Genomic DNA, 23745 nt, shown 5'->3' with positions numbered 1-23745 from the left:
TTACGGAAATCTACCACCAGGAAACAGCCGAAATAGGCAGAGTCGCTGACGTTTCAGACGATTGTGACTTGGTGTGAGCGGGCTGGCCATCTACCGCGCTTGGCGTATCTGGTATCTGGCATCCCTGTGCTCCCCAAACGAAAGAGGCGCACCGAAATGCGCCTCCATCAGTCCGCGGGAAGTCGGGCCGTCAAATCAGGCCGGCATATCAAGCCGACATTTCAGGCCGTCTTGGCATTCGTTGCGGTCTCGGCTGCGGCGGCAGCCTCGTTGCCGTTGATGAAAGCGCGGCGCATCGGCTTGATCACGAACAGCGCCATCAGCGCCGCGGTGGCATTGAGCGCGACCGCGATCACGAACACCGCCTGCCAGCCATAGCTGGCGGCAACGATGCTGGCGGCCGGCACCAAGAGCGCGGCGGTGCCCTTCGCGGTGTAGAGCATGCCGTTGTTGGTGGTCGCGAACTTCGAGCCGAAGGTGTCGCCGCAGGTCGCCGGGAACAGCGAGTAGATCTCGCCGAACACGCCGAAATAGACCGCGGTCGCCAGCACGAACACCAGCGGATTGTGGCCCCAGGTGGACAGGGTCAGCAGCATCAGCGCGCCGGTGCCGAACGCGATGAACATGGTGTGCTCGCGGCCGATATTGTCGGAGACCCAGCCGAAGAACGGCCGTCCGAACCCGTCGAAGATGCGGTCGAGCGAGATCGCAAAGGTCAGCGCGGCCATCTGGAAGCCGGCGAGCGAGACCGGCGTGTTGGCGATCTTGTAGTCGTGCGCGATCGGCGCGATCTGCGCCGCCGCCATCAGGCCGCCGGAGGCGACCATCACGAACACCAGATACATCACCCAGAAGATCGGGCTGCGCAGCACCTGCGGCGGCGTGAAGTCGATCTTGGTCTGCGGCAGATTGAGCTGCTTCTTCCTCGGCGGGATCGTGACCGCAGGCTTCTGGATGAAGAAGGCGAGCAGGAACACGATCAGGCCTTGCCCGATGCCGAAATCGAAGAACGCGGTCTGATAGCCGCTCGAGGCGATCATGTTGGCGATCGGCACCACGGTCAGCGCTGCGCCGGCACCGAAGCCTGCGGCGGTTGCGCCGGCGGCGAGGCCGCGGCGATCGGGAAACCATTTCAGCGCATTGCCGACGCAGGTGCCGTACACCGAGCCGGCGCCGATGCCGCCGATGACAGCCGCGGCGTAGAGCAAAGTGAGTGAATCCGCGTAGGAGTTCAGCACCCAGGACAGTGTGATCATGACGCCGCCGAACATGATGACGATCCGCGGGCCGTATTTGTCGACGAACCAGGCCTCGACCGGCACCAGCCAGGTCTCCGTCACCACGAAGATCGTGAAGGCGAACTGGATCGCCGCGCGGCCCCAGTGATGCGCCCCGTCGATCGGATCGACGAACAGCGTCCAGCCATATTGCAGGTTCGCGATCATCGCCATGCAGACGATGCCCATGACGAGCTGAAGCCAGCGGAAGCCACTGGACGAAGGTTGTGCTTGTGTTACGGCAGCATTGCTGGAAACCATCAAATCCTCCCGAGCGCGCCTGGTCTTGTTGTGACCCAGTGTCGCAATTCTTGTGGCGTATCGTCGCAAGCGCTTAGCCGGAGGTTGGTATACTATATTCCAGAAAGCAAGCCTATCTTTCTGGTGCATTGCAGCAAGACTGGCATACGAAGCGCCGGTTCAGCCTCGGATTCGAGCCCATAGCGGACGCCGAAAAATGAAAACGCCCGGCGTTCGGCCGGGCGCTTTCGTCAGAAGATTGGCGCGTTGCTCAAGCCATCGCCGCCGATTTCGCAACCACGATTTTCCGCCACGGCTTGAGCACGGCGATCGCGAGCAGCGAGGCAAGGATGTTGGCGCCGGCTGCGATGATGAACACGTTGTCCCAATGGCCCGACGACTGCTGCATGTAGTTGGCGATCGGCACCAACAGCGCGGCGGTGCCTTTCGCGGTGTAGAGCAGGCCCGCATTCGTCGTCGCGAACTTGGCGCCGAACGTGTCGGTGCAGGTCGAGGGGAAGAGCGAATAGATCTCGCCCCAGGCGAAGAACACGAAGCCCGAGAGCAGCACGAACCAGACCGGATCGTGGCCCCAGAGGTAGAGCATCCAGATGCCGAAGCCTTCCATGCCGAAGGCGATGAACATCGTGTTCTCGCGGCCGATCATGTCGGAGATCCAGCCGAAGAACGGACGCGTCAGACCGTTGAGGACGCGGTCGATGGTGGCCGCGAACGTCACCGCCGTCATCGTCACCGCCATCAGCGTGACCGGCACGCTGTCGACCTTCCAGTCGACCGCGATCGGCTTCAGGTTCGCCGTCACCATCAGGCCGCCGGCGCCGACGATCACGAACATGAAGTACATCAGCCAGAAGATCGGCTGCCGCAGCACTTCAGTCGGCTGATAGTTGCGCCGGGTCTGGATGATGTTGGCGTTCGCCACGACGGCCGGCACCTGTCCGGCCTTCGGCGCGAGCAGGAAGAAGGCGAGCAGCACGATGATGATGCCCTGGCCGAGACCGAAATAGAGGAAGGTGGTCTGGAAGCCGGAGTCCTTGATCATCGCCTGGATCGGCGCGACCGTGAGTGCGGAGCCCGCGCCGAAGCCGGCTGCGGTGATGCCCGCCGCAAGTCCGCGCTTGTCGGGAAACCATTTCAGCGCGTTGCCGACGCAGGTGCCGTAGACGCCGCCGGCGCCGATGCCGGCGATGATCATGCCGAGATAGTAGCCGTTCAGCGAGGTCGCCTGCGCGTTGATCGCCCACCCGATCGCGCAAAGAATGCCGCCGATCAGCACGACGAGGCGCGGACCGTATTTATCGACGAACCAGCCCTCGACCGGCACCAGCCAGGTCTCGAACAGCACAAAGAGCGTGAAGGCCCACTGGATCGATGCACGATCCCATCCGAACTTCTTCTGGATGTCGGGGACGAAGAACGTCCACCCGTATTGATAGTTTGCGATCATCACCATCGCGGCGACGCCGATCGCAAGTTGCGTCCAGCGATAGGTATCGCTGACACGCGCGGCCGCCGGGGCCGCAGTTGCCTGAACCATGTCCGACATTGATCCTCCCAGTGCGCGCTTTGTCATTCTGCTTGTGGCGCGGCTCGGTCATCTTGGTATTTGATATGCCAAGGTTCAAGCTGTCGCAGAGGTTGCGTGCGCATATGCCGCAGAGGACTGAAGGCGGTCACCGCAATGAGAGTAATTCAGCGCGCAAAAAAAATGGCCCCGAAAATCGGGGCCATTGGTCGAAGGTTCAATGTGAGATCGCATCTTGCGACGAAACGGTCTCGGTGCAGCGCGCGCGGAATCCTCAGGCCTCAGAGGCCGAAGTGCGGCAGGTCGCCATTGCGGTTGGAGATCTCCGCGCTCTTCATCAGCAGGCGGTCGATCGTGGCCATCAGGCGGCCGAACAGGGCGGAGGAGGGCGCGAGCGTGAGTGCAGTAGTCTTGGACATTGGTGTCCCCTTTGACTGGAGGGCCAGCAACGGGCCGGCTCATCATCTGCAGCCAAATTATGTATACCAGATGCCAGAGACAACGGGCCTGTTTGCATAGCAGCATGGCAAATTGTGCAATGCAACAGGACGGGTGGGTTGGCATCCCACATTGGGGAGCGCATTGAAGCCACGGCCAAGTCCAGGCAAGCGTGGGTCTTCACCAAGCCCGGGAATCGTGCCGCTCTTGCGCGGTGCATTTTCAATGTGGCCGACCGACGCCGTCGCTGCCGTCACAAAGAAGGCCGCCTGACGGGGCGGCCTTGAGTGACTGGGTTTGCTTTTCTTCTTGGCCGATGAAGGGTCGGGGCCAGATCCCTTCACCGCGTCCAGTCTTCGCCCGCGCACAGCGTTCCCATGCAGCCGCGAACGTTCAGCGTGCCCGACGACACCAGCGTCACCGAGCTCTCATAGGTCTTGCCGTCATCCGCGTTGTAGATCCTGCCGGCCCATTTGTTCGGGCCTGCGGGCTGCATGTTGATGAAGAGCGAGATGCCTATGACCGGCCGGGTCCGCTGCGCGGGATCGGCATTCTTGTCGTCGCGTTGCGGCTTGCCGGTGGCCTTGTCGGTCGGCTCCTTCAGCCAGACGACGCGGCCGCACAGCGCGCTGCCGCAGCGCTGGACCTTGATCCTGGCGTCGCCGGACTGGGTCAGCCAGACGCCGGCCGGATCGTTGGCCTTGTCATTGGCTTTGGCGGCATCGGCGGCGCTGCTGAGCAGCGGAATGTGGAACGCTGCCACGATCAGGCGGCGCGTGAGGTGAGCGTGGATCAGCTGTTTCAGGGCGCTGCGGAGGCCGTCAATATCTGGGGGTAACGTCATCATCCACCTTCTTCATGAAAAATTTCATGATAAGCATGAAATAAATCACGTTTAAGGTTGAGTCAACAACATTACCGCAGCATGATGCGGCCCGGCCGTAACGGCCTGTATGGGCAAAAAAATTATCGGATGGATGTGATGTGGAAATCGGTTCGCGAGCAGCGCCAGCTTTGGTTTCGCCGGCTCGATCGGGCGTTCTGGGTGATCTGGGTCGCGCTGCCGGTGGTGCTGTGGCTGGCCTATTACCGCACCACGACTGCTCCGGTCACGATTGCGGAAAGCCTGAGCGGCGAGCAGGCGAAGTGCGCCAGCATCGTCGCCAACCCGCTCACCATGTCGACCCTGGGCCAGCTGCTGTTCTGGTCGCTGTTTGCGCTTGGGGTATCGTTTTACGCCGTGCTGATCGGCATGCTTCATCGCATGGTGAACCGATTCGCGAACGGCCGGATTTTTGTCTCCGAGACACTGCAGGGCGTCTGGTGGATGGGGATCTTTCTGGTGGTCTGGCCGTTCGTCGATACGATCACGACCAACGCGGTGATCTATGTCCTGTATCGGATCGGAGACATCAAGTTCCTGCTGCTGAACTACAACCTCGATGTCGGCACCATCGCCGGCGGTGTGTTCCTGATGGCGCTGAAGTTCGTGCTCGAGCACGCCATCCTGTTGCAGTCCGAAAACGATCTGACGATCTGAGGGTGATGCTCGTGCCCATCGTGGTGAACCTCGATGTCATGCTCGCAAAGCGCAAGCGCCGCCTCGGAGACCTTGCGGACGCGATCGGCATCTCGATCCAGAACCTGTCGATCCTGAAAACCGGCAAGGCCAAGGCGATGCGCTTCTCGACGCTGTCGGCGATCTGTCGCGAACTCGACTGCCGGCCCGGGGACATTCTGGAATATGTACCGGGCGATGAGGGTGAGGCCGATGGCGGCGAGGGCGGCTGATCCGGCGCGCGATCGATCGCGCGCGAGTGTCCCCGAGCACACCCTGGTCCATTGGTCCGATGTCGGCGTGTCAGATTTTGCTTCTCGGCTGCCCCCTTCGAGTTCCGCCGCCCCTCGTAAATCGCGGCAGTGGTTTGCCTCTTTGCCTAGACAAGATGCAAATCGCACTAAGGTCCGGTCCGCTTCTGACCCCGAAGCGATAATCAGAGCGACAGCGAGAGTTCTTGCGCCAACAGGGAAAATGATTGCTGATGATCTCACCGAAACGCGGCGGGGTCGGACCGATTCGTATTCCAGATGCTGCCGCGCCTAGTGTACCATCGCTGTTAGGTCAACGGTACTGCCCGATGGCCCCTCGTTCCGAAGTTGGCTAGCGCCTCTCTACTCACGATCGTGCGGCCATGTTTTGGTCAAAACTGCGTCCGCATTGTTGAGATGCCCACTGCAAAGGCTTGCGATGGAAAGGGCAACGTTCGCCAAGGCCAAGATTGTCGCTTTTGGCGACGCTCGGAGCGTTGCGACCTACGCGGTCGAAATCCTGATAGTTGCCGCAATTTATGCTGGTCTTGCCGAATCCGCGCGATTGCTTCCCGCCATAAATCCAGCCGCGACACCGCTATGGCCACCAACCGGGCTTGCGCTCGTGCTGGTCCTGCTGCGCGGCTACCGGATCTGGCCCGCGATCCTGGTGGGGGCCCTCTCACCTTACCTCATGGCCGACCGATCGCTCCTGGAGATCGGCGCCGCCGGGATCGGCAGCCTGCTTGCCGCATGTGCCGGGACATGGCTGATTGGCCGCTGGTCGAACGGTCGCCAGACGTTTGCCACACCGTCCGATGTCGCAAAGTTTGCAATCATTTCCTTTGCGCCGACCACGATCATCAGTTCAGCCATCGCCTTGGCCGGTTTCACGCTCGCCAACGAATCGAGCTTTTCCGATTCCGTCGTCGCCGGGTTGACCTGGTGGCTTGCGGACGCTGCCGGGGCCCTGGTGATTGCCCCGGTCATCGTGCTCTGGGCGACGATGCCCTTACGCATTGCTTCCAAATGGACTCTGTTGGAATCGATCACGGTCGCTGCTCTCGCTGGTATCATCGGGCTCGCTGCCTACAGCCCGCTGATCGGTAGCGATCTCGTCAGCGACGGCCTCGACGTGTTGCTGCCACATCGGAGCCTTCTGGGCTTTCTGGTTCTGCTGCCCTTGATCTGGGCCGGTCTGCGCGGCGATCGATGCACCGTGGCGACGGCCGCGTTCATTTTCATCGGAACTGCCGTGTGGGGGTTCTCGGTGGGGAATGATCCATTTTCGAAAATCGATCCGAACGGGGCGCTGTTATCCTTGTTCGTGCTTTCGATCATCGTGTCGGCGCCTCCTCTTGCCCTGGCCGCGGCAAGCGCGACGCGTCAGGCCAGGGAAGCCCATTTGCTTTCCGTCCAGGACCAGCTGAACGGTCAACTCGAACGGAAAGCTTTGGCGCTCGACAGCATCAGACGGCACTTCCAGACCCTTATCGAAGGCGTTGTCGATTATGCAATCTTTGCGCTTGATCGGGAAGGACACGTTACGAGCTGGAATAGCACCGCTCAAAAGATCATCGGCTACACCTCGGAAGAAATCATAGGTAAGCACTTCGGGATATTCTATCGGCCGGATGAACGCCGCGCGGGTTCACCGACACATGCGCTGGAGTCGGCAATCGAAAGCGGCAAGTACGACGTAGAGGGTTGGCGTATCAGAAAGAATGGTACGCCGTTTTTCATCACGGGCTCAGTCTCTTCGAGCCGTGATGACGCAGGAAATCTGATCGGTTTTATCAGTATCCTGCGCGACGCGACGGAGCGGCGCGACGCGGAGGAGAAGCTGGTCCAGGCGCGCGAACAACTCGCGATGTCTCAGAAGATGGAGGCAATCGGCAAGCTGACCGGCGGGATCGCACACGACTTCAACAATCTATTGATGATCATCGGAGGCAGTGCCCAGATATTTCAACGCCTGCTTGATCCAAAACTGCCAAAGGCCATCGAAGCCATACAAACCGCGGCCAAACGCGGCGAAAGTCTCACGCGCCAATTGTTGACCTTCTCTCGTCACCAGCATCTCAGCCCGACGGTCGTTGATCTGAATGCGTCCATCAAGAACATGCGGACCATGATTGAGAGCTCGCTGCGCGGGAACATCGTGTACAACGAGAACGTTGGCGACAGCGTTTCACCGGTCAAGGTTGACCTCGCCGAGCTGGAACTTGCGATCGTCAACATCGCCGTCAATGCGCGAGATGCAATGACAAGCGGCGGCACATTCACGTTGTCCGTCCACGCGGTCACCGCAAATCAGGAAACCGGCGGCGATCGCCGTGGGAAGGCCTTCTTTGCGATCACGCTTGGCGATACGGGCACCGGTATTCCGCCAAATCTTCTGTCCAAGATGTTCGATCCGTTTTTCACGACCAAGGAGGTCGGCAAAGGGACCGGGCTCGGTCTGTCCCAGGTTTATGGTTTTGCGCACCAGGCGGGCGGAACCGTGACGGCAGACAGCAAGGTTGGACAAGGAACAACGATTACAATCTATCTGCCGTCCTGTGTGGATGAGCAGATCACCAGCAAAGAACTCGCCGCTGCCCGGGCAAGACCAAGGCAGCCGCCGCGGCAGACGGTTCTCGTGGTCGACGACAGCCCCGAAGTGGCGGATGTGACATCATCGCTGTTCGAGCATCTAGGTTATGAAACCATCTATCGAGACTCGGCCGAAGCGGCATTGAAGTTGCTCGATACCGGTACGAAGATCGATCTCGTCTTCAGCGATATCGTCATGCCAGGGACCATCGATGGCGTCGGGCTCGCGAGAGAAGTTCGGTCGCGGTACCCCGGTTTGCCCATAGCCCTCACAACCGGCTATAGCGATGCCGCAAAAGCAGCCCCGCCAAGCCTGAAAATACTCCGCAAGCCGTTCGATACCGAGGCACTGAGAGATTTTATCCAGGATCTTGCGCCTTCGAGATCGACGCGCTCATCCGGCATACCTTTGGCGTCAAGCACCGCCGACGCGGCTCGCAGAAGTTGACCGGTCGCACCATCGCGGGCGCTGCCCGACGGTGCCGACGCAGCGATCGAACAGGCTATTGTCGCAAAAGCTGAATAGGTTGTCCGCATCTCGCCCGGGGCAGACATGTGGCATCGAGCTCATCAATGTCCGCCATTGATGCGGAGAGCGGCAGCCCGAACAAAAATGGCCGCGGTTGCCCGCGGCCATTTGTCGTTTTGATTGAGCGCAGCCTTACTCCGCCGCCTGCTTGCGCGGCGGGTCGAGTGCGCCGGAATCGTGGATCTCGGCGACCTGGTGGTCGCTGAAGCCGAGCACCTCGCGCAGGATCTCGTCGGTGTGCTCGCCGAGCAGCGGCGAGCGGGCGACTTCGCTCGGCGAATCCGACAGCTTGATCGGGTTGCCGACCGAGATGTACTTGCCGCGGGTCGGGTGATCGACCTCGACGACGGTGCCGGTCGCGCGCAGCGACTGGTCTTCCGCGATCTCCTTCATCGACAGGATCGGGCCGCAGGGGATGTCGTCCTTGTTGAGGATCTCCATCGCCTCGAATTTTGTCTTGGTCATCGTCCACTGCTCGATGCGGGCGAAGATCTCGTTGAGGCGCGGCAGGCGGGCCGGCGGCTTGGCGTAGTTCGGATCGGTCTTCCAGGTCGGCTCGCCGATCACGTCGCAGATCTTCTCCCAGACCGGGGCCTGGGTGATGAAGTAGATGTAGGCGTTCGGGTCGGTCTCCCAGCCCTTGCACTTCAAGATGCGGCCGGGCTGGCCGCCGCCGGAATCGTTGCCGGCGCGCGGCACGGCATCGCCGAACGGAATGCCTTCGCCGAACTGGCTGTATTCCTTCAGCGGCCCGTGGGCGAGGCGCTGCTGGTCGCGCAGCTTGACGCGGGCGAGGTTGAGCACGCCGTCCTGCATCGCCGCGGTGACGCGCTGGCCCTTGCCCGAGTGGGTGCGCTGGTAGAGCGCGGTGACGATGCCGAGCGCGAGGTGCAACCCGGTGCCGCTGTCGCCGATCTGTGCGCCGGTGACCAGCGGCAGGCCGTCGCGGAAGCCGGTGGTCGAGGCGGCGCCGCCGGTGCACTGCGCGACGTTCTCGTAGACCTTGCAGTCCTCATACGGGCCGGGGCCGAAACCCTTGATCGAGGCGACGATCATCTTCGGGTTGATGCTGTGGATCTTCTCCCAGGGGAAACCCATGCGATCGAGCACGCCGGGGCCGAAATTCTCGACCAGCACGTCGCACTGCTTGATCAGCGCCGTGAGAACTTCCTTGCCCTTCGGGTTCTTGGTGTCGAGCGTGATCGAGCGCTTGTTGTGGTTCAGCATGGTGAAATACAGGCTGTCCACGTTCGGGATGTCCTGCAGCTGGCCGCGCGTAATGTCGCCGACGCCGGGACGCTCGACCTTGATCACGTCGGCGCCGAACCAGGCCAGCAATTGCGTGCAGGTCGGACCCGACTGGACGTGGGTGAAATCGAGAATGCGAACGCCCTTGAGCGCCTTGGTCATAATATTATGCTCCGTACTCTGGTCTGCCCCTGCACCCGCAGGGAGTGATTGGGGTTAGGGGTTACTTCTTCTTCAGAACGCTCTGAGGATTGAGGTTGCCGATGCGGCCGCTCTCCGAGCCCGCCGCCGGATCGATCACCGCGTTGATCAAGGTCGGCTTGCCGGAATCCAGCGCCGCATTGACCGCTCGCTTCAGCTCGTCGGGCGAGGTGGCGTTGACGCCGACGCCGCCGAAGGCTTCCATCATCTTGTCGTAGCGCGAGCCCTTGACGAACACGGTGGTCGCTGGATCCTCGCCCGCGCTGTTGACGTCGGTGCCGCGATAGATGCCGTCATTGTTGAAGATCACGACGCAGATCGGCAGGTTGTAGCGGCAGATGGTCTCGACCTCCATGCCGGAGAAGCCGAAGGCGCTGTCGCCTTCGACCGCGAGCACGGGCAGGCCGGTCTCGACCGCGGCCGCGATCGAATAGCCCATGCCGATGCCCATCACGCCCCAGGTGCCGACGTCGAGCCGCTTGCGCGGCTTGTGCATGTCGACGACGCCGCGGGCGAGATCGAGCGTGTTGGCGCCTTCGTTGACGAAGATGGTGTCGGGACGTTCCGTGATGATCGTGCGCAGTGCGCCGAGCGCACCGTGATAGTCCATCGGTGAGGCATTGCTCATCAGCTTCGGCGCCATCTTGGCGACGTTGTCGTCGCGCTTCTTCGCCACGGTGGCGAGCCAGTCGCTCGGTGCGGCCGACCAGCTCGCGCCCATGGCGTCGAGGAACGCGGACACGCAGGAGCCGATATCGCCGACCACGGGGGCGACGATCTCGACGTTGGAATCCATTTCCTTCGGCTCGATGTCGACCTGGATGAACTTCTTCGGAGCTTCACCCCAGGTCTTGCCCTTGCCATGCGACAGTAGCCAGTTGAGGCGGGCACCGATCAGCATCACGACGTCGGCTTCCTTCAGCACGGTCGAGCGCGCCGCACCCGCGCATTGCGGATGCAGATCGGGCAAGAGGCCCTTGGCCATGCTCATCGGCAGGAACGGCACGCCGCTCTTCTCGACGAAATTCTTGATCGCCTCGTCGGCCTGCGCGTAGGCCGCGCCCTTGCCGAGGATGATCAGCGGACGCTTCGCGTTCTTCAGCACGTCGAGCGCGCGCTTGACGGCCGACGGGGCAGGGAGCTGCGCCGGCGCAGCATCGATCACCTTGACCAGCGACTTCTCGCCGGCCGCCGCGTCCATGACCTGGCCGAACAGTTTGCGGGCAGGTCGAGATAGACGCCGCCGGGACGGCCCGACACCGCGGCGCGGATCGCGCGGGCAAGGCCGATGCCAATGTCCTGGGCGTGCAGCACGCGGAAGGCCGCCTTGCACAGCGGCTTGGCGATCGCGAGCTGGTCCATCTCCTCATAGTCGCCCTGCTGCAGGTCGACGATCTCGCGCTCGGACGAGCCCGAGATCAGGATCATCGGGAAGCAGTTGGTGGTGGCGTGGGCGAGGGCCGTGAGGCCGTTGAGGAAGCCGGGCGCCGACACCGTGAGGCAGACGCCGGGACGCTTGGTCAGGAAGCCGGCGATCGAGGCCGCATAGCCGGCATTCTGCTCGTGGCGGAACGAGAGCACGCGAATGCCCGCCGCCTGGGCCATGCGGCCCAGGTCCGTGATCGGGATACCCGGCACACCATAGACGGTGTCGATGCCGTTGAGCTTGAGCGCATCGATGACGAGGTGGAAGCCATCGGTCAATTCTTGCTCGGTGCCCGGTGCCTCGGACTTCGTAGCGGTATTCAGCATCGGCATCGTCTCCCTGATCGTTCTTGGTTCGGACGATCTGATCGTCGTCTGAAGCGGGTGTGGACTCTCAAACTTACGTGAACGGTTCTCTACGTGAATAATTCTTGGCCGTGCGCCTCGACATAGGCGGCAAGGCCGAGCGTGTGATCGCGGGCGCGCTTTTCGGCGAGCTCGGTGTCGCGCGCTTCCAGCGCCTCGATGATCCCGAGATGCTCGGGCAGCGAGGTCGCGGTGCGGTCCTTGCGGCCGATCGTGAGCTGGCGATAGCCGCGCACATGCAGCAGCAGGTCATTGGTGAGATCGACCAGCACAGGCGATTCCGACAGCGAGATCAGCGCCTGGTGGAAGGCGATGTTGGCCTTGGAATATTCCTCGACGTGATCCTGCGGCAGGCGGTCGTCGCTGAAGTCCTTGAAGAAGTCGCGCAGCGCCGAGATGTCCTTCTTGCGCGCGGTGGTGGTGATCAGGCGCGCCGCCATGCTTTCCAGCGCCGCCCAGGCGCGGATCATGTCGACGATCTCCGACTTGGTGCGGCGGACCACGATGATGCCGCGGCGCGGCACGGTTTTCACGAAACCGTCCTGCTCGAGCATCGCGATCGCTTCGCGGATCGGCGTGCGGCTGACGCCGAGGCGCTCGGACAATGCGCGTTCGTCGAGCATCACCGGCTCGGGCGTCGCGTAGATGTCCATCTTCAGGATAGCTTCCTTCAAGGCCTCATAGGCCTTGTTCTTGAAGCTCGTCTCCGGCGCGATGCGGACGATGGCGATATCTGTGTCAGCCATGTTGGGCGACGCCTTGGTCTGTTTCGGGTCAGGCACGACTCGTCTCCTCCTCTTGGAGACGTCTTCTTAGCAGAAGAAAGTACCTTAGATTTTTGGCATGCCAAATACCAGAATGTCAAGCTGCCCATATTTTTCAGTATTTTTGCACGTCGACCGACCTTGACAATTACGTTTTTGGCATACCAAATGCCACGAAATCTGTCCCAGGAGGAAGCCAATGTCAAATTCGAAGGATGCGGTCCGCAAAATTCTCGATGCGGTCAGGGCCGACAAGCGCACGAGCCTCACCGCGCCCGAAGGCAAGGTGGTTTGCGACGCCTACGGCATTCCGGTGCCGAAGGAAGGCGTCGCCAAGTCGGCCGCCGAGGCTGCCCGGATCGCCTCCGACATGGGCTTCCCGGTGGTGATGAAGATCGTCTCGCCCGACATCCTCCACAAAACCGAGGCGGGCGGCGTGGTGGTCGGCGTCAAGAGCGCCGCGGACGCCGAGAAGAGCTACGAGACCATCCTCGCCAACGCCAGGAAATACAAGGCCGATGCCAAGATCGAGGGCATCCAGGTCCAGCAGATGCTGGGCGGCGGCACCGAGGTGATCGTCGGTTCGATCACCGACGGCTCGTTCGGCAAGCTGGTCGCCTTCGGCCTCGGCGGCGTGCTGGTCGAAATCCTCAAGGACATCACCTTCCGCCTCGCGCCCGCGACCAAGGAAGATGCGCTGTCGATGCTCGACGGCATCCAGGCGCATGAGATGCTGAAGGGCGTGCGCGGCGGCGAGCCGGTCAATCGCGAGGCGCTCGCCGACGTTATCGTCAAGGTGTCGCAGCTGGTCAGCGATTTCCCCGAGATCGTCGAGCTCGACCTTAATCCGGTGTTCGCCACCAGCAAAAACGCGATCGCCGCCGACGTCCGCATCGTCGTCGACTTCGACTACAAGCCGCGTCCGGCGCCGCGCCCGACCGAAGAGATCGTCGCCGCGATGAGCCGCATCATGCAGCCGAAGGGCGTTGCGGTGATCGGCGCCTCCGCCGAGGACGGCAAGATCGGCAACTCCGTGATGAAGAACCTCATCAACGGCGGCTACAAGGGCGAGATCTATCCGATCCACCCGAAGGCTGAAGAGATTCTCGGCTACAAGGCCTACAAGAGCGTCAAGGACGTGCCCGGCGTGATCGACACGGCGGTGTTTGCGATCCCCGCGAAATTCGTCGCCGGCGCGCTCGTCGAGTGCGGCGAGAAGAAAATCCCCGGTGCGGTGCTGATTCCCTCGGGCTTCGCCGAAGCCGGCGCGCCCGAATTGCAGGCCGAGATCGTCGAGGTCGGCAAGAAGTACAACATCCGCCTGATGGGGCCGAACATCTACGGCTTCTACTATACGCCGGCCAACCTGTGCGCCACGTTCTGCACCGCCTATGACGTCAAGGGCCACGCGGCGCTGTCGTCGCAGTCGGGCGGCATCGGCATGGCGATCATCGGCTTCTCGCGCTCGGCCAAGATGGGCGTGTCGGCGATCGTCGGCCTCGGCAACAAGTCCGACATCGACGAGGACGATCTGCTTGCCTTCTTCGAGCAGGACCCGAACACCAATTTGATCGCGCAGCACTGCGAAGACCTGAAGGACGGCCGTGCCTTCGCGGAGGCCGCCAAGCGCGTCTCCAAGAAGAAGCCGGTGGTCGTGCTCAAGGCCGGCCGCACTTCTGCGGGTGCGAAGGCGGCCTCGTCGCACACAGGCGCGCTCGCCGGCAACGACAAGATCTATGAGGACGTGTTCAAGCAGTCCGGCGTGATCCGCGCCCGCTCGCTCCGGCAGCTCTTGGAATTCGCCCGCGGCGTGCCGGTGCTGCCGACGCCGAAGGGCGAGAACGTCCTGATCATCACCGGTGCCGGCGGCTCCGGCGTGCTGCTCTCCGACTCCGTGGTCGACAACGGCCTGTCGCTGATGCAGATGCCGCCGGATCTCGATGCGGCGTTCCGCAAGTTCATCCCGCCGTTCGGCGCGGCTGGAAATCCTGTGGATATCACCGGCGGCGAGCCGCCGATCACCTACGTCAACACGGTGAAGCTCGGTCTCTCCGATGAGCGCATCCACGCGCTGATCCTCGGCTATTGGCACACCATCGTGACGCCACCGATGGTGTTCGCGCGCAACATGGTCGAGGTGAAGAAGGAGATGGAGGCCAAGGGCTTCGTGAAGCCGATCGTCGCCTCGCTCGCCGGCGACGTCGAGGTCGAGGAGGCCGCCGAGTATCTCTACCAGAACGGCATTCCGGCCTACGCCTATTCGACCGAGCTGCCGGTCGAGGTGCTGGGCGCCAAGTACAAATGGGCCCGCGGCGCGGGACTGCTCTGATCGTCTGATCTGTCGAAGACCAGAGGCCGCCTCGGACATCGTCCGGGGCGGCTTCTTTATTGGCCCCCGTCTGGGCCTTGCCGCCGAGGTGGACGGGAAGGGCGGCATCAGCCCGATCGTTCGAAACCAGCCCGGGCTTTCCTGCTCCGTCTTGCGCGGGTTCCGCGCACCGTCCCCTTTTTCTCGACCGCGTCTTGCCCGCCAAGGCAGCTTGCCTTTCGTAACTGATGTGCTACTGATATGTCAGATAAGAATGATGGAGGACGCCGCGATGGAGTTGGCTGCAACAGGGATGACCGACCGCCAGCGCAAATATCGCGCGACCTACCGCGAGCGCGTGGTGGGCTGGTACAATGGCTGGCTGCACGTCGTGCTGATCTACACGATCGGCTTCACGGCGCTGTACGTCTACCTGGCCAATGTGCACGATTTGAAGTGGTGGGAATACCTCACCATTCCGGCGGTGTTCCTGATTGCGAACTTCTTCGAATGGGCGGTGCATCGCTTCGTCATGCACCGGCCGTCGAATGTGCCACTGCTGCGCGCGATCTACAGCCGCCACACCCTGATGCACCATCAGTTCTTCACCGAAGAGGAGATGCGCTTTGCCGATCATCACGACTGGCGCGTCACCTTCTTCCCGCCCTATGCGCTGGTGGTGTTCACCCTAATGTCGATCCCGCCGGCGATCGTCGCCGGTCTGGTGATCTCGGCCAATACCGGCTGGCTGCTGATCACCACGACCACGTCGATGTACCTGATCTACGAATTCATGCATTTCTGCTGCCACGTCGAGGAAAATGCCTTCGTGCGCAACATGCCGTTCGTCAACACCATACGCCGGCATCATACCGCCCATCACAACCAGTCGATCATGATGGAGCGGAACATGAACCTGACCTTCCCGGTGATGGACTATGTGTTCGGCACCTCCGACCTCAACCGCGGCCTGCTTGGCCACATCTTCAACGGCTACAGCACGCGCTACGTGAAGACCGACATGCGACGGACGGCGCGGACGCCGCGGGTCGTGGTGAAGGAGCAATCGGTGCCGCATGCCGCAGCTTGAACCCAATCTCGCCGGCCTCGCCTGGTTCGGCCTGCTGTGGAGCGTGTGCTGCATCGGCTTCCTGCAGCTGGCCGGGATGTATCCGCTGCGTGGACGCGCCGTTCTGCCGGTGACGATGACGACCGCATTGTGGGCGATGTTGCTCGCCGGCACGCTGGCATTCGCCCTGGTCGAACTGCGCTGGACCACCGTCGTTGTGGTGGGCGGTGTGCTCTTCTTGTTCCTGCCCGGGCTGTTTCAGGCGCTGCCGGAATGGTGGCGCGACGGACGCGCGGGATTGCGCCTGTCCTGTTGCGCCATGATTGCAGCGCTGGCGCTGCTGGTCGGCGTGGCCGCATCATCGTTCCACATGTGGACCTGAGGGAGGTCTCGATGCCGAGCCACATCAAGCTCATGCTGTCGCTGGCGTGCCTCGCCACGGCGGCTTGCGGATACTTCTTCATGGTCTATCTCGGACAGCAGGGACCGAGCTACGCAGTCGCCTTCCTCGGCGTATTCGCCACGGTCGCGATGTGGATCTTCCCCGAGGTCGTCAAGAAGGACCTCAAGATGCGTCCACCGGGATCCTGATATGATGCTGCAGCACAGGGAGGCACCGATGGCGAGCTATGCCGGGGACCGTACCATCGACGGCATTTCCGTGCTGGTCGACGGCGAGCCGCTGTCACCGCATTACGACCAACTTCGGCTCACCGAACACGGATTTGAATGGAGCTATGAGGGGCCCGAGCCGGCACAGCTGGCCTTCGCGCTGCTCTATGATCATCTGCACGACGCGACCGCGGCGAAGGCGCTGCACCAGAGCTTCATGCGGCGCATCGTCGCCAATTTCGGCAATGAATGGGAGCTCTCCTCGGCCGATCTCGACGAGGCGGTCGCGGCGCTGCGATCCGGACAAACGGCCTGACCCCACGCGGATTTCTCCGCCGGAGAATTCTTTGAGATGACCCTGACCTGTCGCGCGGCGGTGCTGCATCAAAGCGGAACGCCGCTCTCCATCGAGCGCGTTTCGCTTGCACCACCGATGCCGACCGACGTCGTGGTGAAGGTGCGTGCCGCGGGGCTCTGCCACACCGATCTGGAGGTAATCGACGGATCGCTGCGCTACCCCGTGCCGATGATCCTCGGGCACGAGGCGGCCGGCGTGGTCGAGGAGGTCGGCAGCGCGGTGCACGACGTGCGCGCCGGCGATCACGTGATCCTGTCGTGGAATCCGCATTGCGGGCACTGCTTTCACTGCGACCGCGCGCAGCCGATCCTGTGCGAGACCTATCTCGCCAGGGGCGCGGAAGGCGTGCATTTCGACGGCGCGTCGAAGGCGCAGCTCGCGGGCGGCGGCAGCCTGGCCCACCTGATGTTTCTCGGCGCGTTCTCGGAATACCTCGTGCTGCCGGCGCAGCAGGCGATCGTCGTGCCAAAGGACATTCCGTTCGACCGCGCGTGCCTGATCGGCTGCGGCGTCGTGACCGGCGTTGGTGCCGCGCTGAACATAGCCGACATCGGCTATGGCGATACCGTGATGGTCACCGGCTGCGGCGCGGTCGGGCTGGCAGCGGTGCAGGGCGCCCGGCTCGCCGGCGCCGGTGCGATCATCGCGGTTGACCTCGACGATGCAAAGCTTGCGCTGGCGCGGCAACTCGGCGCGACGCAGATCGTCAACGCAGCGCGCGAGGACCCGGTGCAGTTCGCCAAGGAGGCGACGCGCGGACGGGGCGCCGATGTCATCCTCGAGGCGGCGGGCCATCCCAAGGCGTTTCGGCAGACCGCGGAGGCGGTGCGGCCGGGCGGCGAGGTGATCTGGCTCGGCAAGATCGACGTCACGCAAGACGTGAGTTTCCGCTGGGGCGCGTTGATGGGCGAGAAGCGATTTCGTCGCTCGAGCTACGGCGGTGCGCGGCCACGGCGCGACTTTCCGTTGCTGGCGCAGGCCTATCTCGACGGCCGGCTCAAGCTCGACGAACTGATCACCGGCCGCTGCAGCCTCGACGGCATCAATGATGGCTTCGAGGCGTTGCGGCGCGGCCGCTCGATCCGCACGGTCGTCGAGTTCTGAAAACGCTCACAGCGTCGAACGCGCAAAGCTCTCGATGTAGTCGATCAGGCTGTCGGAGGCCGCGCCCGCGGCGTCGACGCGGCGCTCGGCGACGGCTTCGGCGACATCGGCATGCAGCCGCGCCGCGAGCGGCAGATCGGCCGCTTCCTTGTAGTGCTGGTACCAGAATCGGCGCGACAGGCCGTGCATCAGGCCCATCGCGCGGGAGGCGAACTCGTTGCGCGACGCCGCCGAGATCAGCGTGTTGAACTGGTGATCCAGCCGCATGAACAGCAGATCGTCGGACTTTTCCGACGCGCGCCGCATGCCGGCGGCGATCTCGTAGAACTGCTTGCGTTGCTCGCTGGTGGCGCGCTCGGCGGCGCCGCGCGCCATCAGCCGTTCCAGCTCGCGCCGCACTTCGAGCAGGCGGAGCTGGGCGCGCAGGTCGATCTCGGACACCAGCACGCCACGACGGGCCAGGATGTTGACGAGGCCGTCGCGCGACAGCCGCTGCAACGCCTCGCGGATCGGGGTACGGCCGATGTCGAGCCGCTTGGCGAGCACCAGCTCGGAGAGCGCAGTACCGGGCGGCAGCTGCAGCGTCACGATCAGCTCTTCGAGCTCGGCATAGGCGCGATCGGTGAGGGTGACGTCGGCTTGCGGGAGCATGGCCTGCGTGGCAGCGCGCGGCTTGCCGGCGGCGGCGGACGATGGCCGCGCCGGCCGGAGGCTTCCTGCTGCGCGCGCGCGCACCGTGCTGGATCGTTTGCTCGAATCTGCCATCGGGATCTTGCGTGCTGCTGTACAGCAGATATCTCACACGCCCCGACGGCACTGACAAGGCCGCTCGATCGGCGCTACACCGAATCCGGCCGCATGCAGCGAACAGCGGCGCATCATCAGTGCGAAATGCTCTCCAGCGTCCGGCCGCGGGTTTCCTCGCCGAGCAACAGCACCGCCAGCGCTGCCACCACGAACGCGCCGGCGCCCAGCGCGAACACGCCGCTCTGCCCTGCCGCAGGCAGGATCACGCCGATCACATAGGGGCCGATCAGTGAACCGATGCGGCCGACTGCGGAGGCAAAACCGGTTCCGGTGGCGCGGACATGGGTCGGGTATAGTTCAGGCGTATAGGCGTAAAGCGCTGACCACATGCCGAACAGGAAGAACTGCATGCAGAGGCCGGCAATGATGAGCTGGGTCTGGTCCGCCGCCGAGCCGTAGAAGTGGCAGGCGATCGCGCCGCAGAGCAGGTTCATCACCAGCGTCGCCTTTCGGCCCCAGGATTCGACGAGCCACGCCGAGACCAGGAAGCCGGGAATGCCCGCGAGCGAGATCAGGATGGTGTAGAACACCGATTTGGTGATCGGGAATCCCTTGGCCTGCAGCAGCGCGCCGAGCCACGTGGTCAGACCGTAGAAGCCGAGCAGGGCGAAGAACCACAAGGTCCACAACATCGCGGTCCGCTTGGCGTAGATGCCCGAAAACAGCGTCCTCAGGCCGGTCACTTCCGACGCGGGTGCGGCCGCCTGGCGCACCACCGGCGGCAGCTCCTTGCTGCCGAGACGATCGCGGACCCTGCTTTCGATGTCGCGCACGGTCGCTTCGGCCCGCTCGGAATAGCCGTGGGAAGCGAGCCAGCGCGGCGATTCCGGAACGTAGCGTCGCACCACGAGCACGAAGACGGCCGGGATCGCCTGCAGGATGAAGACCCAGCGCCAGTCGGCGGCCTGCAGTACGAAGTAGGTCAACAGGCCCGACGCAATGAAGCCGAGCGGCCAAAACCCTTCGAGGAACGCGATGTAGCGGCCGCGGTTGCGGGCCGGCATGATCTCCGAGACCATCGACTGCGCGACTGGAAACTCCATGCCCATGCCGAAGCCGAGCAACAGGCGGGAAGCGCCGAGCGCGGTCGCCGTCGTCGAGAGACCACAGCACAGGCTGCCCAAGCCCCAGAAGATCATGCTGACCTGGAAGACGCGGGCGCGGCCGAAACGGTCGGCCAGCAGGCCGGCGGACGCGGCGCCTATGAACATGCCGAGGAAGCTCATGCTGGACAGCAGCCCGGTTTCCGCCGTCGACAGGCCGAAGGTCTGGCGGATCGAGCCGAGCACGAAGGTCAGCGCGGCCAGGTCCATGCTGTCGAAGAACCATGCGGTTGCGATGATTCCGAAGATCCAGCGCTGATAGGAGGTCAGCGGTAGGCGTTCGAGCCGTGCCGCGATGTCGGCGACCTGCTGTGCCTGCGCGGTGCGCGCGACGGCGGCCGGAGCCCGGCTTCCGGCCGCTGCGGTGACGTCGGAAATGGTCATTGCTGTCCTCCCCAGATGGACGTTGCCGGGCTCTTGTCGGCCCGTTCCATAAAATGTCACACGGATAGCAGTGATATGTCAATTGGTGATCACGCACGAATTGACGGGAGCGAGCCGGCCTCCGCGCCGGACAGGGCCGGGGACAAATCGGCGCGCGGCGCCGGCCTGCTGTGATCCGATCGGCGTTTGATGCCGCTTCGGACATCTTCCGAAGCGGCATCAAAGCCCGGTTAACGGCATCCGAGAAATCGGGGCCTGTCCGATAATCGGGCTTTAATGGGGGGCCGACTAAAGGTCTCGTGGTTGTGACGTACCGGATGCCTGGAGGTATCCGATATTGGGTCCGGAGGAGGCGTTTTTCCCATCATGTCAGTTCAGGTCGATTTGGATTTTGCGAGCGACGATCGCGCAAGGGCGCAGATCGGCGCGGCGGTGAGCTATCTGCTCAGGGACGCGACCGGCGCCGCGCGTGAGCATGCCGTCGAGATGATTGTCGAGATGGTGCGCGATGTCGCAAGCCGGCCGGCCGGTCTCGAAGCAGCGTCCCTTCAGCCGCTCATGAGCGGCGTCACCTATCGGGATTTTGTGATCGATGCCTACCGGCGCGATGTCGATCGCTGGCGCGCGACCATCCGCCGGTCGAACGGCAAGAAGATCCGGATCGCTTCTCCGCCGTCGGTGCGCGACGAGGCGACCACGACAGCGGATGCGATCACCGCGGAGAAGGCCATCGAGTTCGCCAGGCGCGCGATCGATATGGGCGAGGTGCTCTGACCACACCGCCCGAGGATGCATTCGCCACGAAAGTCGCGGCGATGCCACCGACCCTATGCTTGGGACGCGCGATGTGCTCCGATGCGACGGCTGCGTCGGTTCCGGGGCCGTCAGCGAAATCTTGATCCATCATATCCCAGCAGAGAGAAGCCATGCCTTCCGAACTCCGTTCGCCCCGTCTGGCGGTCCTGATCGACGCCGACAATGCATCTGCAAGGATCGCCGACGGGCTGTTCGAGGAGATCGCCAAGATCGGCGAAGCCAGCGTGCGCCGAATCTACGGCGACTTCTCCAATCCGAGGTCGAAGGGCTGGGCCGACATTCTGTCCAAGCACGCCATCATCCCGCAGCAGCAATTCGCCTATACGACCGGCAAGAATGCATCCGACATCACCCTGGTGATCGACGCGATGGACCTGCTGCACAGCGGCCGGTTCGATGGATTCTGCCTGGTGTCGTCGGACAGCGATTTCACCCGGCTTGCCGCCCGCATCCGCGAGCACGGCATCGACGTGTTCGGGTTCGGCGAGCAGAAGACGCCGGAGAGTTTCCGGCAGGCCTGCCGCAGGTTCGTCTACACCGAGAATTTGCGCGGCGGGGTGACGAGCAACCAGGATGCGGCCGTGCGTGCCCAGCCGTTGCAGCCGCCGGACGCCGCCACGCCCATCCTCAAGAAGGTGATCGGCCAGATGGCCAGCGAGGACGGCTGGGTGACGCTTGGCGAGGTCGGAAGGCAGCTGGCCAATCTGGCGTCGGATTTCGATCAAAGGACTTACGGCTTCCGCACCCTGAGCGAGCTGGTGCGCAGGACAAACGCGTTCGAGATTGAACAGCCCAAGGGCGGGACGACGCGAATCCGCATCAAGCAGGCGGCGGCACCGCCGCCAAGACGGCGAACGCCAAGACGACGAGCCGATCAAAAACCGCCGGAATGAACGGCGCGCAGCGCGCTCCTGCTCTAATCCATCTCTGAATCTGAACCCACGATGAATGCTGCTTCGGACATTATCCGGAGCAGCATTTTCATTTGTGCTGGAACTAAGGCGAGTTGCTGCGGAACTGGAATTTGCGCACGAGTTGCCGGCGTTGGAACTGGAACGTCTCGTTCCCTGCGATGTTGAAGGGGCGTCTCATAACTCGGAGGAGGAGAATCATGAACAAGCGTCTTGCTGTTTCCCTTGTTGCCGCCGCGTCGCTGCTCGCGTCCGGCTCGGCGTTCGCGCAGTCAACGACCGCGGCGGGCGCCGCGAACGGTGCGCGGACCGGTGGCGAGATCGCAGGCCCGGTTGGCGAGATCGTCGGCGGCACGGTTGGTGCCGCGGTCGGCGCCGGCCTCGAGATTCCGAATGCGGTGATCACGTCGATCCCGCGCGACGAGCCGTCGGTCGTGGTGCGCGAGCGCGTCGTGGTCGGCGAGCCGCTGCCCGACACCGTCGTGCTGCGTCCGGTGCCGCGCTACACCGAATACCGCTACGCGATCGTCAATGATCGCCGCGTGATCGTCGAGCCGCGCACCCGCAGGATCGTCAAGATCATCGACTGATCGCGCCGATATTTCTAACTGCGAAGATCCTCGCGGGCTTGTCGCCCGCGGGGATTTTCGCATGGCACGGGCCCGTTTTTTCATGAGGTGCCTGGTTGGCCTGCCGGCGCGATCCCCTAGACTGGTCCGCAACACGCGGACGCAGCCAGCGGCCGCCTCAATCAAGAGCAGGGTGGAAACATGGGTCGGAAGATCGCGATCGTCGGCGCGGGTGCGGTCGGCGGCTATGCCGGTGCGCATATGGTGCAGGCGGGTGAGGACGTCACCTTCATCGATCCCTGGCCCGAGCATGTCGAGCACATGCGCAAGCACGGATTGCGCGTCACGCACGCGATGGATGTCGCCGAGTTCTCGGTGCCGGTGCGTGCGCTGCACGTCACCGATGCTCAGCAACTGGCAAAGGAAAAGCCGGTCGACATCGCCTTCGTCTGCATGAAGTCCTACGACACCGCCTGGGCGACCATGCTGATCCGGCAATATCTGGCGCCGGACGGTTACGTCGTCTCTCTGCAGAACTGTATGAATGAGGAGACGATCGCCGGCATCGTCGGCTGGGGCAAGACGCTCGGCTGCATCGCGAGCAGCATCACCGTCAACCTGCCCGAGCCCGGCCATATGCACCGCGGCGCCGGCAAGGGTGGCGCGGCGCATACCGTGTTCCGCGCCGGCGAGGTGCATGGCCGTATCACCGCGCGGGCGGAGGAGGTTTGCCGCCTGGTTGGCTACTCCGATAGCGCCAAGGTGACCGGCAATCTCTGGGGCGAGCGCTGGTCCAAGCTCGTCGCCAACGTGATGGGCAACGGGCTCTCGGCCTGCACGGGTCTAGCGGGCGGCGAGATGCTGCAAAGCGAACCGCTGCGCCGCTTCTCGACGCGGCTCGGCAGCGAGGCGATCCGCGTCGGCCAGGCGCAGGGCTATCAGCTGGAGGAGATCCTGCATCTGCCGCCCGAGACCATCGCGCGGGCGGGCGAGGGCGACGAGGCCGCGACGCGCGCCTGCGACGAGCAGCGCTTCAAGGATGCCAAGCGCACGTCATCGGCGCAGCGTCCCTCGATGGGCCAGGACATCCAGAAGGGCCGCCGCACCGAGATCGAATTCCTCAACGGCTTTGTGGTGCGCGAGGGCGAGAAGCTTGGCCTCGCATGCAATGCCAACGCCGCGCTGACCGACATCGTCAAGCGCGTCGAACGCGGCGAACTCGCGCCGGATCCCCGGCATATCACCGAGTTGCGGCTGAATTGAACG

General features: G+C 63.4%; 21 protein-coding genes and 1 pseudogene. 13 read left to right on the top strand and 9 right to left on the bottom strand.

Annotated elements, in window-relative coordinates; translation table 11 throughout:
- Positions 1 to 221: 221 nt before the first annotated feature.
- The 4 genes from oxlT (H8B02_RS05735) to H8B02_RS05720 form a co-directional block, all read right to left on the bottom strand.
- Positions 222 to 1538, bottom strand: coding sequence for an oxalate/formate MFS antiporter (oxlT, locus tag H8B02_RS05735; protein ID WP_229165272.1), 1317 nt, complete (start codon positions 1536 to 1538; stop codon positions 222 to 224).
- 250 nt (positions 1539 to 1788) lie between these two features.
- Positions 1789 to 3084: an oxalate/formate MFS antiporter gene (oxlT, locus tag H8B02_RS05730; protein ID WP_092125274.1), complete on the bottom strand. Its 1296-nt coding sequence runs from the start codon at positions 3082 to 3084 to the stop codon at positions 1789 to 1791.
- Positions 3085 to 3344: 260 nt separating this feature from the next.
- The gene (locus tag H8B02_RS05725; protein WP_229165271.1) at positions 3345 to 3482 is read right to left on the bottom strand and encodes a hypothetical protein; all 138 of its coding nucleotides are present in this window, start codon (positions 3480 to 3482) and stop codon (positions 3345 to 3347) included.
- Positions 3483 to 3841: 359 nt separating this feature from the next.
- Complete coding sequence (locus tag H8B02_RS05720; RefSeq protein WP_229165270.1) at positions 3842 to 4348, bottom strand: DUF2147 domain-containing protein; 507 nt, start codon at positions 4346 to 4348, stop codon at positions 3842 to 3844.
- 135 nt (positions 4349 to 4483) lie between these two features.
- On the opposite strand from H8B02_RS05720, the gene H8B02_RS05715 reads away from it, so the two are divergent.
- The 3 genes from H8B02_RS05715 to H8B02_RS05705 all read left to right on the top strand — a co-directional run bounded on the left by H8B02_RS05715 (position 4484) and on the right by H8B02_RS05705 (position 8353).
- Positions 4484 to 5041 carry a DUF2975 domain-containing protein gene (locus tag H8B02_RS05715; RefSeq protein WP_229165269.1) on the top strand — a complete coding sequence of 186 codons (558 nt, stop codon included), beginning with the start codon at positions 4484 to 4486 and terminating at the stop codon, positions 5039 to 5041.
- A gap of 11 nt (positions 5042 to 5052) precedes the next feature.
- A complete protein-coding gene (locus tag H8B02_RS05710; protein ID WP_050405125.1) occupies positions 5053 to 5292 on the top strand; it encodes a helix-turn-helix domain-containing protein in 240 nt (79 codons plus the stop codon).
- 457 nt (positions 5293 to 5749) lie between these two features.
- On the top strand, positions 5750 to 8353 hold the full coding sequence (locus H8B02_RS05705) for an MASE1 domain-containing protein (protein WP_229165268.1): 2604 nt from the start codon (positions 5750 to 5752) through the stop codon (positions 8351 to 8353).
- A 213-nt stretch (positions 8354 to 8566) separates the two neighbouring features.
- Here H8B02_RS05705 and frc read toward each other — a convergent pair whose 3' ends face one another.
- The 3 genes and pseudogenes from frc to H8B02_RS05690 all read right to left on the bottom strand — a co-directional run bounded on the left by frc (position 8567) and on the right by H8B02_RS05690 (position 12420).
- Positions 8567 to 9844 carry a formyl-CoA transferase gene (frc, locus tag H8B02_RS05700; protein WP_163160254.1) on the bottom strand — a complete coding sequence of 426 codons (1278 nt, stop codon included), beginning with the start codon at positions 9842 to 9844 and terminating at the stop codon, positions 8567 to 8569.
- Positions 9845 to 9905: 61 nt separating this feature from the next.
- A pseudogene (gene oxc, locus H8B02_RS05695) lies at positions 9906 to 11635 on the bottom strand (oxalyl-CoA decarboxylase).
- Between the two features lie 89 nt (positions 11636 to 11724).
- Entirely contained in the window at positions 11725 to 12420 is a 696-nt protein-coding gene (locus H8B02_RS05690; RefSeq protein ID WP_163160266.1) for a GntR family transcriptional regulator, read from the bottom strand.
- Between the two features lie 217 nt (positions 12421 to 12637).
- On the opposite strand from H8B02_RS05690, the gene H8B02_RS05685 reads away from it, so the two are divergent.
- The 6 genes from H8B02_RS05685 to H8B02_RS05660 all read left to right on the top strand — a co-directional run bounded on the left by H8B02_RS05685 (position 12638) and on the right by H8B02_RS05660 (position 17889).
- Positions 12638 to 14767, top strand: a complete 2130-nt coding sequence (locus tag H8B02_RS05685) for an acetate--CoA ligase family protein (RefSeq protein WP_229165267.1) — start codon at positions 12638 to 12640, stop codon at positions 14765 to 14767.
- Positions 14768 to 15038: 271 nt separating this feature from the next.
- A complete protein-coding gene (locus H8B02_RS05680; protein ID WP_229165289.1) occupies positions 15039 to 15836 on the top strand; it encodes a sterol desaturase family protein in 798 nt (265 codons plus the stop codon).
- Positions 15823 to 16197 (top strand): hypothetical protein, encoded by a 375-nt coding sequence (locus H8B02_RS05675; RefSeq protein WP_229165266.1) that lies wholly within the window; start codon positions 15823 to 15825, stop codon positions 16195 to 16197. Before H8B02_RS05680 ends, H8B02_RS05675 begins: the two co-directional genes overlap by 14 nt.
- Before the next feature lie 11 nt (positions 16198 to 16208).
- Positions 16209 to 16406, top strand: a complete 198-nt coding sequence (locus H8B02_RS05670) for a hypothetical protein (RefSeq protein WP_024579640.1) — start codon at positions 16209 to 16211, stop codon at positions 16404 to 16406.
- A gap of 28 nt (positions 16407 to 16434) precedes the next feature.
- Positions 16435 to 16743 carry a DUF6166 domain-containing protein gene (locus H8B02_RS05665; protein WP_229165265.1) on the top strand — a complete coding sequence of 103 codons (309 nt, stop codon included), beginning with the start codon at positions 16435 to 16437 and terminating at the stop codon, positions 16741 to 16743.
- A gap of 36 nt (positions 16744 to 16779) precedes the next feature.
- Positions 16780 to 17889: a Zn-dependent alcohol dehydrogenase gene (locus tag H8B02_RS05660; RefSeq protein ID WP_229165264.1), complete on the top strand. Its 1110-nt coding sequence runs from the start codon at positions 16780 to 16782 to the stop codon at positions 17887 to 17889.
- 6 nt (positions 17890 to 17895) lie between these two features.
- On the opposite strand, the gene H8B02_RS05655 is transcribed toward H8B02_RS05660, so the two are convergent.
- Both H8B02_RS05655 and H8B02_RS05650 read right to left on the bottom strand, forming a co-directional pair.
- Positions 17896 to 18654, bottom strand: a complete 759-nt coding sequence (locus H8B02_RS05655; RefSeq protein WP_229165263.1) for a GntR family transcriptional regulator — start codon at positions 18652 to 18654, stop codon at positions 17896 to 17898.
- Between the two features lie 116 nt (positions 18655 to 18770).
- On the bottom strand, positions 18771 to 20183 hold the full coding sequence (locus tag H8B02_RS05650; protein WP_229165262.1) for an MFS transporter: 1413 nt from the start codon (positions 20181 to 20183) through the stop codon (positions 18771 to 18773).
- A gap of 366 nt (positions 20184 to 20549) precedes the next feature.
- On the opposite strand from H8B02_RS05650, the gene H8B02_RS05645 reads away from it, so the two are divergent.
- The 4 genes from H8B02_RS05645 (at position 20550) to H8B02_RS05630 (ending at position 23742) form a co-directional block, all read left to right on the top strand.
- Positions 20550 to 20957 (top strand): hypothetical protein, encoded by a 408-nt coding sequence (locus tag H8B02_RS05645; RefSeq protein ID WP_173641891.1) that lies wholly within the window; start codon positions 20550 to 20552, stop codon positions 20955 to 20957.
- A 152-nt stretch (positions 20958 to 21109) separates the two neighbouring features.
- A complete protein-coding gene (locus H8B02_RS05640) occupies positions 21110 to 21892 on the top strand; it encodes an NYN domain-containing protein (protein ID WP_229165261.1) in 783 nt (260 codons plus the stop codon).
- A gap of 218 nt (positions 21893 to 22110) precedes the next feature.
- A complete protein-coding gene (locus H8B02_RS05635; RefSeq protein WP_229165260.1) occupies positions 22111 to 22500 on the top strand; it encodes a DUF1236 domain-containing protein in 390 nt (129 codons plus the stop codon).
- A gap of 180 nt (positions 22501 to 22680) precedes the next feature.
- Positions 22681 to 23742 carry a ketopantoate reductase family protein gene (locus tag H8B02_RS05630; protein WP_229165259.1) on the top strand — a complete coding sequence of 354 codons (1062 nt, stop codon included), beginning with the start codon at positions 22681 to 22683 and terminating at the stop codon, positions 23740 to 23742.
- The last annotated feature ends 3 nt before the right edge of the window (positions 23743 to 23745 follow it).

This window comes from Bradyrhizobium altum (assembly GCF_020889705.1).
Taxonomy (GTDB): domain Bacteria; phylum Pseudomonadota; class Alphaproteobacteria; order Rhizobiales; family Xanthobacteraceae; genus Bradyrhizobium; species Bradyrhizobium altum.
Note: the sequence above shows the minus strand (reverse complement) of the source record. Positions and strands in the feature narration are given on the sequence as shown.